The sequence below is a fragment of the Blautia sp. MSK.20.85 genome, from assembly GCF_013317245.1.
GTDB lineage: Bacteria > Bacillota > Clostridia > Lachnospirales > Lachnospiraceae > Blautia_A.
The window spans coordinates 18338-30506 of the sequence record NZ_JAAIUN010000037.1; the positions used below are offsets into that span (position 1 = coordinate 18338).

Consider the following 12169-nt stretch of genomic DNA (forward strand, 5'->3'; position numbering starts at 1 on the left):
TTGTACACCTAATCTGTTACCTTATAGTTACAAGGATATTTCTGCCCTTTTTATTTTTTACTTTTGAGGTGATTTATTTGAGAAACACTTACATATATACAGAAACAAAGAAATTAATCAAGAAATATGGCACCAGGGATCCCTTTGAGATCATGGATCAGATGAACATTGTTGTCGGGGAAACTTCCAGATATAAGACACTGAAAGGATATTGTTTTATGAGCTGCAAGACGATCTATGTCATGATCAGCAGTTTCCTTTCAGAAGAAGAAAAGATGATCGTTGCCGCCCATGAATTAGGGCATATCATCCTGCATCGTTCCCAGCTGAAAATGGCTCCGATGCAAGATGATACACTCTACAATATGACGGATAATACAGAATACCAGGCCAATCTGTTTGCTGCCGATCTTCTGATTGATGATGAGGAGATCGAAGATATGGTTCAGAACGAAGACCTGGATTACTTCGGACTCTGCAGTTCTCTGAATGCAACTCCGGAACTCATGAGCTTTAAACTATACAGCCTGACAAAACGAGGCCAGGCTTATCATATGCCGATGGAGATTCAGAGTAATTTCCTGGCAAAATAATAAAGGATAAGCGCATTCTACAATAAGAAAACTATAGATTTATCTCACTGAAAGGAGGAACATTTATGTCAAGACATCATATTGAAAAAGTAACTTGTCCTTCCTGCCATCATGAGGGGGATTTTGAGCTCTGGGACAGTATTAATACTGCACTGGATCCTGAAATGAAAGAGAAGGTACTTAATAAATCTATTTTCCTTTATACTTGCCCGAGCTGTGGAGAGACCTTTCGTTTAAACTATCCTACACTCTATCACCAGATGGAAGATCTTATCATGATTTATCTGGTTTCTGAATCAGAAGTAGAAAAGACATATGAAATGTTTTATGGTGAAAATGCTTTGTTTGATTTTCGTACTGAAAAATATTTATCCCGAATCGTAACGTCACCAAATCAGCTCGTTGAAAAGATACAGATTTTTGATGCAGGTAAAGATGACAGGATAATGGAACTTGTTAAATTACTTGCGACAGATTCTCTTCTCGAAAATAATCCTGATGAAGAATTTGATGAACTGCGCTTTGCTGTCGACGATGACGGAACAAATATTCTTGTAATCATTAATAAGGGTGAGACCACTGGTGCAGTTGACATTGACGATATGTATGAATTTGCTTCTTCACACTGCACTGATTTCAAAGATCTCCGAGATGATGAGGATATTGTTATCAATCGGAAGTGGATTCTTAACAAACTTGCTGAAGCAGAAAACGAATAGTATATTTGGTGGCTACACCCCCAAGCCCCTGTAGAATAAATAACGCCAGTACTGGATATCAAAAATCCCGCACCGGCGTTATTTATTAAAATATTTTGTTTTTTAATCTTCAACACTCTCTACTGAAACTTCTTTTTTCTTCCTACTTTTACCAGAAATCATCTTGTGTCCTGTATAAATAGCCATAATCATGCAAAGCAAAGTACTTGCTGCAAAGTACTTATGGCCTTCTTTTGATCCCTTATAACCTGTATAAAAAGTTCCAAGCATTGTAATCAGTGCACTGATAGACCAATATTTATGTGCTTTCATTCAGATACCTCCTGCCGTTTTTCTTAATCATATACCTTTTAAAATATATATACAAACTGGTATTTTGAATCAATCGACAAGCAGCTCGGAGCTTCCACTATAAATTCATACCTTCAGCAAATAGGATATGGCAATGAAAATATATCCGGAGATTTCTCTTCCTACTGGATGCAGTCATCCTTAAAGATTTCACCAGTAGAACAAGTTGAACTTTTGAAAAATTTATATCGAAACAACTTCAACTTTACTCCTGCTAATATTCATGCCGTCAAAAATTCCATCCATCTTACCGCCTCTGAAAATGGAGAATTTATGGAAAAACCGGAACCGGACGAGTGAACGGGCAGGATATAAATGGCTGGTTTATAGGTTTTATAGAAAGCCAAAATAATACATACTTTTTCTCCACAAATATTCAAAGCGAACAACGTGCAACTGGTAGTAAAGCATCAGATGGTGCTTTATCTACTCGTATTGATTCGTCACATAAATATAAGCATCTTCCAACGTTGCAGGAATTGACATACAATCCAATTCTGGCTGTATTTCAGAAATCACTCTTAACTGCAATCCCCCCTCAACATACTGTTTTGATGTAATACGATACTTCTGTTCCACTTCTCTTGCTTTTCTCTCATCAGGTACTTTGCAAATCCAGATTTTCCCCTGTGCTTCTTCTGTCAAATTCTTCATAGAACCCGCATATAAGAAACTACCTTTGTGCATAATTGCAAGTTGGTTACAGGTAGCAGCCAAATCTTCCACCACATGAGTTGAAAACAAAACCGTTCTGTTTTCAGAAAAATCTACTAACAAATTGCGGATGCGAATACGTTCCTCTGGATCTAAACCGGTAGTCGGCTCATCCACAATCAAAAATTCCGGTTCATTTAAAAGCGCCTGCACTAATCCTACCCGTCGTTTCATCCCGCCTGACAACTGTTTCATTTTCTTTTTCCGGTGTTCTGCAAGACTGGTCTTTTTCAAATAATATTCTATTCGTTTCTTGCACTCCGCTTTTGGAACACCTGCCAAATCCCCCATATACTCTAAACACTCCTGAACTGTCAAATTCGGGTAAAGATCAATTTCCTGTGGCAGATACCCTATTTTTCTCTGGATTTTTTCATAGTTTCCTTCACTATATAAAATCCTGTCCAATGTGACCGTTCCACTTGTAGGTTTAAGTACAGTAGTTAAAACCCTCATCAAAGTTGTCTTTCCTGCTCCATTTTCTCCCAATAATCCAAAAATTCCATTCGGTATATTTAAATTCGCATGATTGATTGCTGTCACACCATTTTTAAATCTTACTGTTAAATCCTCAATATGAATACTCATAAACTTACCCTCTCTTTCTAACTATTTTCGGCAATACTACCAATAAAATCAATCCAATACCAATACACAAAGCTTTCCCTTGCAGCCATGTAACATCAGCAGTATTTTCTATATCTCTGAAAGCATAGGAAAACAGATTCCATGCCCCAAAAAGTTTATCTCCTCCCGTGGAATTTGTTGCTACCCATATCAGAAGACAGCTTCCAATCCCCATCCACATATTGCGAAAAAGCATAGACAATGTATTGACCAATATTCCCCAAAAGAAAATGGTTACTACAATCGCTAAAAAATAGGCAATAAACTGAAGTATTTCACTTTCTGTTGCCGGATGTGTGACCGGTTTTTGAAACACAAAAAACAATCCGTAACCTAAAACAGCAAGCAGTAATAAAAAAACTTCCTGTATCATTATTCGCTGCATGATGGAGCAAATTCTCTTTCTTATTGGATACAGCCTATGGATTTCTGATCTCTTGCTTGTAATTTCCTGCACATAAGTGTCCGCACAAAAAACAGCAGTCAATATAGCAAAAGGTGCCTCAATGGAAAGTCCTATTTCATTTGTGAATACAACCCCACGTATCAAGCTTAAAATCACAACAAAAGATACTGCATAAGCAATCTTATAAAACGGCAGAACAATCTTCATTTCCTTCTTCATTTACATCCGCCTCCTCTTCCAAATCTGTATTGAAATCAGAATAATCACTACAGATGCTAAAATAAGTAGACTCTGATTTAAAAATGCCATTGGTGGCGGTGTCGTATCGAAAAGCTGATCAGGGAATCGAACCATAATCGCAAAAGGTCTTCCCCAATATCCATAAACTCCTTCCGCATTTCTTCCGCCCATATTGGAATATACCATGTAAAGAATCAGAAGCGGCACTCCCGGAAGTGGATTTTTAAATAGGAGTGAAATCAATGTATATACACTTACAATCATCAGCATATTGGGAAGTATATAAAGTACAGTAGAAACTATAAAATCCCAGAACCGCACTTCAAACCCACTGTCTTTTGTATAAATAACACACAATGCCCAAAATAATAGATTTATAATAGTCAGAGCAATCAAACAAATTGCAAATCCTGCGCTTACTTTTCCCAATACATACTTTCCGGCAGTGATCGGTTTCGTGTGAAGCAATTCATAAGTATGCTTTTTCGTATCCTGTAAAAACAGAACCGCTAACATAATTGTTGCAAAAAAACACATAAACAACCCTGCAAAATCAGCAAATTTTCTTGAGTAATAAAAAGAAAACGTCTTATTTTTCATTTTTTCGTTCAGATATGCGTTGATTTCTTCTGATGTTCCTTTGTAATAGGCACTATCTTCGTACATATATCTTGCACTATACCAATCATATTTTTCCTCCAGATATACGAATGCTTCTTCTAACTCCATATCAACAAGTTCGCTCATTACGGATTGTGCCTCTAAATCAGACATTTCTAATTCATCAATTAGTGCTTGTTTTATCTGTCCACTCCATATTTCTCGATGTTTTTCAGGATTCGCAGGAATATATCCTTCATAAACATCTCCTAAGCGAACTGTATCAGGATAATCATTGACAATTTTCTCTCCTTGCCCTAAATAGTGTGTCATTAAATATGGACTTGTCGTATTAAACACACCATAAATCACAAGCAGAATACCTACCCAAAATAACGGTCGCTTTAGATAATTCTTAATCTCTCTTTTAAAAATAGCAATCATACGTTTGTCTCCTTTCCTTGTTATAGACATCATAAAATATAAATCACAACAAAAAGACAACAGTATAAAAAAATCGGACTGCTTATGCAATCCGATGAAATACTGCTGTTATTACAGCTCCACTCTGTTTTTCGTTTTCTATAAGTAACTGTCCGCCATGCTTTTCACAATACAATCTGCTGATATACATACCCATTCCTGAATGTTTCAAACTATCTTTCACATTTTGCTGATAAAAAAGCTCTGTTGCCTTTTGTTTGTCTACTATAAATCCCACTCCATCATCCTTTACTCTGATTTGTAATTCAGAATAAGTAAGGAGAACTTCCATTTCCACTTTTGTTTTGGCATAACGAAAGGCATTTGACAAAAGATTTTCTATAACCTCTAAAATCACTTCCTTATCTCCCGAAAATTTTTCTGCTGTTTCCGAACATTCTAAATCGTATTGCTTTCCAAATTTTTTCTCAAACACATTCATCTCTGCACGTATGTCTGTTTCTAACTGCTTACTTGTAATTTTTTCTGCCACCAACTCCCTTGCATCTAAACTGCTCATCTTTCGCATTGTTTCCACAAATATATCCATACGTTCAATCTGTTTTTTGCTTTCATTTACCATATCTAGGGCTTGCTCCATATTTATCTCTTTCTTAGGGAGATATTCTGAAAGCATTTCCTGATACCCCTCCAGCACAGATAGTGGAGAACGTATATCATGTGCAATCGCTGTTCGCAAAGCCTTTTCTTCCTCAATCATTTTCCATAATTGATGGTTATTTTCTGCAAGCTGCTCCTTCATCCGTTCAAATTCTCTGCACAATCTTCCCATTTCATCTTTATTTTCATAGGTAATATGAAAATCCAAATTATTTCGACCAACTTGTTGTGATGCCAGTTCTAATTCTTCAATGGGATTTTTCAATTTATGCTTATAAAAAAGAAACACTGCTATGATATTGCCTACCACAGACACGATAAGTACTGTAAACGTCTGAAGGAAATCGCATATCTCTGATACATGATAATCAAATTTTTTCATTTCATAAGAATTCGGTCTCGGAACATCTGTCAAATACTTTCTACCTTCACCTTCTGCCATTTCAAAATACTTTTCTTGATCTACATATTTCCACCAAATGTCATCTTGTATAGTGGCTGCCATTCGCATAATCAATGCTGAAAGATAAAAACTAACTATCAAACTAACAATCATATACAAAACTATAGTTTTTCTCAACGAAAGATTTCTTATTTTGTCCATTTATATCCCATCCCCCATATCGTTTCAATATATTCATGCTCCGTATATTGATTGATTTTTTTACGAATTCTACGAATTAACTCTGTCACCACTCGGCTATCTCCTTCTGCATCGTATCCACTAATCTTTTCATAAATACGTTCCTTATCAAACACCATTTCAGGGTTCATGGATAAAAGTTCTATAATCTCATATTCTAATTTAGTAAGCCCTAAAGCATTTCCTTTAATATGTACGCATTTACTGGCATAGTCAATTACTAATTCCCCATAAAACCGTTGTTCTGTTTTTCTATGTAAACGTTCCTCACGTTTCAAATGGGCAATAATTCTGGCATCTAATTCTTTCAAACTGAATGGTTTTAAAACATAATCATCGCCACCAGACAACAATCCCATTACTCGATCCTGTTCTTCTACTTTTGCAGTCAAAAAAATAATCGGACAGGAAACCATATCTCTGATTCTTCTGCACACTTCAATTCCGTCCATTCCCGGCATATTTACATCCAATAAAATAATATCGGGATTTACACTTATCTTTTCCATTGCTTCTATGCCATTTTCTGCAATAATCACTGTATAATTCTTCAATGTAAAGTATTGATTCAACATTTTTAGCAATTCTCTATCATCATCAACCATTAAAATTTTATAGTTCATAAATTCCACCTCTGGCTATAATGCTATCTTTTCTTTATAGTATATCTTATAAAAAACAACAAATAAACAACAATTCCTAAAAGGCAACAGCCTTTCTAAACTGCCGCCTTTTCTCCTTCATTTTATTTCCATTATTGATAAACCATCTCTGTATCCACAATCTCCCTTGCACACGATTACATATTGTTCATTCTCGCTACCCATTCCATCTGATTTTCTGCCTTTAACTGTTCCGTGATCCCCTGTGCCTGTTTCATCTGCTCTACAATTCTTTCAAACCTTAAATACTTATAGTCGTCTGTATCCAAACAAACAAGCCGAAGTCGCACAACAACTTGAAAATCTTATCAACGGAACAACAGTCCCAGATACTATTATAAAAAAGGAAAAAGAGCTCCTTCGAGCTCTTTTGATTCAGTTCTGTAAACTTGAATTTATCTTGCAATTAGAAACCATTTATCTTGTATATGGTTCAGTGTCTTTTCCATCATATACAAATGCTTTTATATCCGTATTTTCATCAACCTCAGCATGAATACCTACCGTGTATTCTTTATCTGTAACATTCTGAAAAGAATAGCAACCGCCAGCAGGAATACTGTCAGATACAAGTTCCTGTTTTCCTTCACAGAGCAGATGTACAGTAATGTCAAAATCGTTTCTGTTCTGAACTGTCAACACGCCTGTATTAGACAAAATTTTTGCGTCAGAATATGTAATTACATAGGAATCAGGCGTTGACTTTTCCGCACAGACCACAGAACACTCCCACTGTGTCTTTGCTTTTGCTTTTCGATAGGCTTCCGAAGACTTATATGTTGAAAATATAATCATTGTACTTATAGCAAGAATGCCAGTGATGACAAACGCTATTGTTACTTTTTTCTTCACAACCATCACCTCCACACACAAATTCCGAGTTGTTAAACTCTTTCTAACCTCCATCTTCTTGCCCTTCGGACAAGAAGCATCCCTCGCTCTAAGAGCTCGGTCAATTCCGATTTGCACTTCAAATCGTTTTCTTTATTCTATCATAGCATCCATTATTCCGCCATCAGTCTTTCGAACCAGGTATCCATGACAATGATAAACTGGCCTGCTCCTGGCAATTCTTGTAGCATTTCGTCAAGAGTTTTCTGTTTCACATATTTCTGCACATACACCCAACAGGCAATGCTACTGGCTTCTGATACAATGTCAGCTATGGTTTTGCGCATAAGCTCTTCAAATTCAGTAATTTCTTCTTTTGGGACAACATCATACAGTGTTGGTGCCTGATGACTTAATTTTACGCCATTTTCATTTGCATCTTTAAGCAGATTCTTAACTTTTTCTCTTGAATCCTCCGGTACTTTTATGTACTCCCACATAAATGCTACCACATCGGACGGTGTGTCTTTTTTAAGTGGTGGTAACTGAATATAATCATTGTTTTCGCTCATTTTCATATCCTCCTCACGATATAATAAAATCAATAATGCGTTCTCTTGTCATGTCCAGTACAGTATCTACGAACACTCCTGCAAAAAGGATCAGATACAGAATTACACTCAGCGAAAACAGAAATGCAACCTGTACCCAGTCATGGTAACAGTATGCAGTCGCTATAATCAACAAAGTGAATATAAACCCAAGGATCCCTCTGACAACCGCATAAGTCTGTACTGTCATCTTTACTGCCAGTCCGATCACAAAAAGGATCAGCCATACCGGCAGTAATAATATTTTCCCAGCAAGTTTTAAAATAAACATGTGCACCTCCTATCTTACCAGTCCTGGCATATCATGGTTCACCTCTGCCTGATAATACCCGTTCATCGTAGACGGTGCATTAAACAGGGATGCTAATAAATATTTCTTGATGTTCTTCACTTTGGTGGTGTTACCACGCATACAGTGTAAGACATACTCGATATGTGAATAGGTCAGCATCAGAAATTTTTTCTTCACCAGTGATGCCGGATACCAGTTGCTGGCAATCAATATCTTGTCATTTTTACACATCACAGTTTCTACGATCAGGTTCACGATTTCATCTACCTGTCGCATATCGTCATGATGGGTTACTTCCAGTGATTCATAATCAATGGTCTCTTTGACAAGGTTTTCATAAGCCTGATAATCCTCAGAGCGGTTATCGCTATCAAATCTTTTCTCATCCACAGATATGATAGGATTAGATTTATTATCATTCATTTCAGTATAACTAAGATTAGTATTATTAGGGTTTGAAATGTAAACTTCTTGAAGTTTGTTTTCGGGACTTCTAGAAGTTTGATTTTGGGACTTCATGAAGTTTGGATTGTAAACTTCTGCGGGTTCCTCATTTTCCACAGAAGTTTGTTTTTTAAACTTCTTTAATTCCTCTTCAAATTTTTTCTCATCTGTTTTCTCAGGCATAAAGGTTTTCACGTAGATGACGTTCACCTTTCCAAATCCCTGTCTGCGTTTCTCAATCAGGCCAATCCCTGTTTCGTCATCCAGTTCTCTCATGGATTTGATGGCTTTATTTCTGCCACAGTTCAGTAATTCCATGATATCTTCGATGGAAAAGTAGATATATGCTCTATTTTTGTCGTCAAACCACTGATTCTTGATGGAAAGAGACATTCGATCCAACATCAGTCCATATAAAATTTTAGCATCGCTTGATAAATCTTTAAAGTAACTGTCTGTAAATAATGCTTTTGGTATGCGGTAGAAGCTGAACTGATCAGCTTCAGTACCGTAAAAATAATTAAATATCATTTTTTTCTCCATAATTTCCTCCTTTCATTTTCTGCTAAGAAGTCCTCTTTTTAAACTTCTTTGACTTTGTTTTCTTAGCTTTTTCTATCTTTAACAGGACTGTTCCTGCATCCATTTTTCTAATAATGATTCAATCACCTGTTCCATATCTTTGGCTGTGTAATCATCCGGAAAGTACTTTGTCAGTTTCTTTTCCGAGAATGTGAGAGACCGGGATACTTTCTTTGCCATCACACAGTTATTGAAAATTGATAACATCTGAATCTGATTGATTGGCCCATCATTCAGTTGATTTCTGAGTGATGCAATCTGTTTTGGCTTGATAAATCCAGTGTCGCTGATATATTCGTAAATCCATTCCTGTACTTCCTTATCGATATAGGAGATATCAACAGCAACCGTGAACTGAAGCTTTTTGTTATCTACCAGATCAAGCAGTTCCGGAATTAACTCTGTCAGGCGGATAAATCTTTTTACCTGACGACCACTTATTCCCTCCGTTTCACCAATTATATCTGTGGTTAAATTCGGGACAATTTGTCCCGTATTTCCTTTACTGGGTCTACCAGCTTTTCTTTTCATTGCCTCAAGTTTCATCTTATAAGCAAAGGCTTTCTCACTCGGCAATAATTCCTCTCGCTGAATGTTAGCGTCCACCATAGCCACAATGGCATCATCATCTGATAATTCTCTTACGATTGCCGGAATTGTCGTCAGTCCTGCAAGCTGTGCTGCATGCATTCTTCTGTGACCGGATACCATTTCATATTCTTCATTTTCATCCATGCGAAGCAGTACCGGTGTCAGTACTCCATTAATCTTTACACTTTCAACCAGATCCTGCATCTTTTCATCATCCAGCACCTTGAACGGATGATTTTTAAACGGATGGATCTTACTGATCTCTATCTCCATTGCAGATTCTTCATTTACCACACCAAGCAGTTCATCAATACTTGCCAGTTTGATCTTTTCGCCACTTCTATTTTTCATTCTTCAAAACCTCCTGTGTTAAGTTCATATATGCTTCGGCAACCTTTCCTTTCGGACAGTGCATGTAGATACTTTTTCCCTCTGCACTGGTCTCAGCAGCTTTTACAGACATCGGGATCACATTTTCAAATATCTCAATCTGGCTTCCGTAGGTTGTGTGTACTCTTGATGCAATGTCCCTTGCATAATTGGTTCTGAAATCTACCATAGTCAGGAGAATGCCCTCAATCGCCAGTTTTCGGTTCAGTCTTTTCTTTACTGTAAGAATGGTCTTGATCAGCTGCTGAAGTCCTTTAACAGGCAGATATGCGGCCTGCACAGGTATCAGAACAGAATCAGAAGAGACCAGTGCATTGATTGTCATCATACCAAGGCTCGGCATACAGTCGATCAGGATATAATCGTATCGGCATCTTATCGCATCGATATATTCTTTCATGATCATTTCCCTGCTCATAACATTTCCCATCGTTACTTCCAATGCGGAAAGCTCAATATTTGCCGGGAGAAGATCCACATTTTCCTGATGATGTAAGATTCCATCTTCCAGGGAGATTTCTTCTTCGTTGATGACATCCATCATGATCGTTGCCAGTGTGATACGGAGATCATCCGGTTCCTCATATCCAAGACTTGCAGTTAAACTTCCCTGTGGATCCGCGTCGATCAGCAACACTTTCTTACCTTCTCTTGCCAGTCCAATGCCTACATTTACGGTTGTGGTGGTCTTTCCAACGCCGCCTTTCTGGTTTACTACGGATATAACTTTACACATGATTTCTTCCTCCTTTAACTTTCCCATGATTCTTTTTTCCATAATTTCAGCAGTGCCAGTATTTCCCGTTTCATCATTGCCGGTGTATAGGAATTTGGAAAATACTTGTGTAACTGCTCGTTTGTAAATGCCACTCTTGTGATCTCACCCTTTTTCACTTCACACATGATTTCTTCCATCTTTTCCAGTGACAACTGCTTTTCTTTACTCAGTTGCCGGATTCTCTGGGCCTGTGAGAGTGATGGGATTGCCTGTGCATACTCCATTGCTACAAGCAGTTCCTTTTGTTCTGTTTCATTTAATGCAGCTATCTCTACAGCCGGGCAAAAAGAAATGATCTCATCATCCAGTTTCTGCAACATTTCCGGTATCAGTTTTGTCAATGAGATATAACGCTGCACTTGTTTTGGGCTATCACCACAATCCTCGCTGATAATCTCTATCGATCGTTTTCTTGGTGTTTTGTGGTCAACTTGGCTCTTTTTTCGACCACTTTTTCTTTTCAATACATCATTCTTCAGTTTGTAAGCAAAAGCTTTTTCACTGTAACTGATCCGTTCTCTGTGAAGATTGGAATCTACCATACTTAAAATGGAATCATCTTCACTTAATACTCGGATGATCACCGGTACTTTACGGTATCCTAGTTTCTCCGCAGCATGTTTTCTTCTGTGACCGGATATGATCTCATAGTATCCATCCGGTACTGGTCTGACGATTAACGGATTTAAAATTCCATACTTCTCAATGCTTTCCTGCAAAAGAAACATTTCCTTATCATCTTTTACCTGAAACGGGTGCTCTTTGAACGGACGAAGACGCTCAATCTCAATTTCTATGATTCTTTCTTCGCTTTCTCCTGATTGTCTGTTTGGCTCAGTCATCTTGACTCCTTTCCTCCAGGATTCAGGAAATAAAAAATGCCTGCCTGGAACTTTTATAGATAGTAAAGTTCCAAACAGACATTGCTGTTTGACTATTAGCTGTAGCTAATAGAATTGAATACTGTTTCAGCTAATTTATGTTTGCAGGT

At 37.3% G+C, this 12169-nt stretch carries 16 protein-coding genes and 2 pseudogenes; 4 read left to right on the forward strand and 14 right to left on the reverse strand.

The window, feature by feature from the left end; genetic code table 11:
• Positions 1-68 precede the first annotated feature (68 nt).
• Together G5B12_RS14965 and G5B12_RS14970 are read left to right on the forward strand one after the other, a co-directional pair.
• A complete protein-coding gene (locus G5B12_RS14965; RefSeq protein WP_005334847.1) occupies positions 69-593 on the forward strand; it encodes an ImmA/IrrE family metallo-endopeptidase in 525 nt (174 codons plus the stop codon).
• A gap of 65 nt (positions 594-658) precedes the next feature.
• Entirely contained in the window at positions 659-1312 is a 654-nt protein-coding gene (locus tag G5B12_RS14970; protein ID WP_005334848.1) for a CpXC domain-containing protein, read from the forward strand.
• A gap of 102 nt (positions 1313-1414) precedes the next feature.
• On the opposite strand, the gene G5B12_RS14975 is transcribed toward G5B12_RS14970, so the two are convergent.
• Entirely contained in the window at positions 1415-1624 is a 210-nt protein-coding gene (locus G5B12_RS14975; protein WP_005334849.1) for a DUF6219 family protein, read from the reverse strand.
• A 99-nt stretch (positions 1625-1723) separates the two neighbouring features.
• On the opposite strand from G5B12_RS14975, the gene G5B12_RS18560 reads away from it, so the two are divergent.
• Both G5B12_RS18560 and G5B12_RS18565 read left to right on the forward strand, forming a co-directional pair.
• Entirely contained in the window at positions 1724-1963 is a 240-nt protein-coding gene (locus G5B12_RS18560; protein ID WP_334285710.1) for a penicillin-binding transpeptidase domain-containing protein, read from the forward strand.
• Positions 1960-2016, forward strand: a pseudogene (locus tag G5B12_RS18565) (hypothetical protein); the annotation flags it as partial. The gene G5B12_RS18560 and the pseudogene G5B12_RS18565, both read left to right, overlap by 4 nt.
• A gap of 73 nt (positions 2017-2089) precedes the next feature.
• On the opposite strand, the gene G5B12_RS14985 reads toward G5B12_RS18565, so the two are convergent.
• From G5B12_RS14985 to G5B12_RS15045, 13 genes and pseudogenes are all read right to left on the reverse strand, one after another.
• Positions 2090-2965: an ABC transporter ATP-binding protein gene (locus G5B12_RS14985; RefSeq protein ID WP_174088689.1), complete on the reverse strand. Its 876-nt coding sequence runs from the start codon at positions 2963-2965 to the stop codon at positions 2090-2092.
• A gap of 4 nt (positions 2966-2969) precedes the next feature.
• Entirely contained in the window at positions 2970-3629 is a 660-nt protein-coding gene (locus tag G5B12_RS14990) for a hypothetical protein (protein ID WP_005334852.1), read from the reverse strand.
• Entirely contained in the window at positions 3630-4694 is a 1065-nt protein-coding gene (locus G5B12_RS14995) for an ABC transporter permease (RefSeq protein ID WP_040015615.1), read from the reverse strand.
• A gap of 82 nt (positions 4695-4776) precedes the next feature.
• Entirely contained in the window at positions 4777-5958 is a 1182-nt protein-coding gene (locus G5B12_RS15000) for a HAMP domain-containing sensor histidine kinase (RefSeq protein WP_174088690.1), read from the reverse strand.
• Positions 5946-6620 (reverse strand): response regulator transcription factor, encoded by a 675-nt coding sequence (locus G5B12_RS15005; RefSeq protein ID WP_005334858.1) that lies wholly within the window; start codon positions 6618-6620, stop codon positions 5946-5948. Before G5B12_RS15005 ends, G5B12_RS15000 begins: the two co-directional genes overlap by 13 nt.
• Before the next feature lie 176 nt (positions 6621-6796).
• Positions 6797-6904, reverse strand: a pseudogene (locus tag G5B12_RS15010) (TnpV protein); the annotation flags it as partial.
• Positions 6905-7076: 172 nt separating this feature from the next.
• Entirely contained in the window at positions 7077-7517 is a 441-nt protein-coding gene (locus G5B12_RS15015) for a hypothetical protein (protein WP_005334752.1), read from the reverse strand.
• A gap of 146 nt (positions 7518-7663) precedes the next feature.
• Entirely contained in the window at positions 7664-8068 is a 405-nt protein-coding gene (locus G5B12_RS15020; protein WP_005334861.1) for a hypothetical protein, read from the reverse strand.
• A gap of 7 nt (positions 8069-8075) precedes the next feature.
• Positions 8076-8372 (reverse strand): hypothetical protein, encoded by a 297-nt coding sequence (locus tag G5B12_RS15025; protein ID WP_005334864.1) that lies wholly within the window; start codon positions 8370-8372, stop codon positions 8076-8078.
• A 9-nt stretch (positions 8373-8381) separates the two neighbouring features.
• Positions 8382-9380 (reverse strand): DUF6017 domain-containing protein, encoded by a 999-nt coding sequence (locus G5B12_RS15030; RefSeq protein WP_174088692.1) that lies wholly within the window; start codon positions 9378-9380, stop codon positions 8382-8384.
• A gap of 78 nt (positions 9381-9458) precedes the next feature.
• A complete protein-coding gene (locus G5B12_RS15035; protein WP_174088695.1) occupies positions 9459-10361 on the reverse strand; it encodes a ParB/RepB/Spo0J family partition protein in 903 nt (300 codons plus the stop codon).
• Entirely contained in the window at positions 10351-11136 is a 786-nt protein-coding gene (locus G5B12_RS15040; protein ID WP_174088696.1) for a ParA family protein, read from the reverse strand. The genes G5B12_RS15035 and G5B12_RS15040 overlap by 11 nt, the downstream gene beginning before the upstream one ends.
• Positions 11137-11150: 14 nt before the next feature.
• Positions 11151-12116, reverse strand: coding sequence for a ParB/RepB/Spo0J family partition protein (locus tag G5B12_RS15045; protein WP_055057064.1), 966 nt, complete (start codon positions 12114-12116; stop codon positions 11151-11153).
• Positions 12117-12169 lie beyond the last annotated feature (53 nt).

What these genes read in the sequence shown, in the direction of transcription:
- G5B12_RS14970 (WP_005334848.1), top strand. Translation starts at nt 659, where the DNA reads ATGTCAAGACATCATATTGAAAAAGTAACTTGTCCTTCCTGCCATCAT.
- G5B12_RS14975 (WP_005334849.1), bottom strand. Translation starts at nt 1,624, where the DNA reads ATGAAAGCACATAAATATTGGTCTATCAGTGCACTGATTACAATGCTT.
- G5B12_RS14985 (WP_174088689.1), bottom strand. Translation starts at nt 2,965, where the DNA reads ATGAGTATTCATATTGAGGATTTAACAGTAAGATTTAAAAATGGTGTG.
- G5B12_RS14990 (WP_005334852.1), bottom strand. Translation starts at nt 3,629, where the DNA reads ATGAAGAAGGAAATGAAGATTGTTCTGCCGTTTTATAAGATTGCTTAT.
- G5B12_RS14995 (WP_040015615.1), bottom strand. Translation starts at nt 4,694, where the DNA reads ATGATTGCTATTTTTAAAAGAGAGATTAAGAATTATCTAAAGCGACCG.
- G5B12_RS15000 (WP_174088690.1), bottom strand. Translation starts at nt 5,958, where the DNA reads ATGGACAAAATAAGAAATCTTTCGTTGAGAAAAACTATAGTTTTGTAT.
- G5B12_RS15005 (WP_005334858.1), bottom strand. Translation starts at nt 6,620, where the DNA reads ATGAACTATAAAATTTTAATGGTTGATGATGATAGAGAATTGCTAAAA.
- G5B12_RS15015 (WP_005334752.1), bottom strand. Translation starts at nt 7,517, where the DNA reads ATGGTTGTGAAGAAAAAAGTAACAATAGCGTTTGTCATCACTGGCATT.
- G5B12_RS15020 (WP_005334861.1), bottom strand. Translation starts at nt 8,068, where the DNA reads ATGAAAATGAGCGAAAACAATGATTATATTCAGTTACCACCACTTAAA.
- G5B12_RS15025 (WP_005334864.1), bottom strand. Translation starts at nt 8,372, where the DNA reads ATGTTTATTTTAAAACTTGCTGGGAAAATATTATTACTGCCGGTATGG.
- G5B12_RS15030 (WP_174088692.1), bottom strand. Translation starts at nt 9,380, where the DNA reads ATGGAGAAAAAAATGATATTTAATTATTTTTACGGTACTGAAGCTGAT.
- G5B12_RS15035 (WP_174088695.1), bottom strand. Translation starts at nt 10,361, where the DNA reads ATGAAAAATAGAAGTGGCGAAAAGATCAAACTGGCAAGTATTGATGAA.
- G5B12_RS15040 (WP_174088696.1), bottom strand. Translation starts at nt 11,136, where the DNA reads ATGTGTAAAGTTATATCCGTAGTAAACCAGAAAGGCGGCGTTGGAAAG.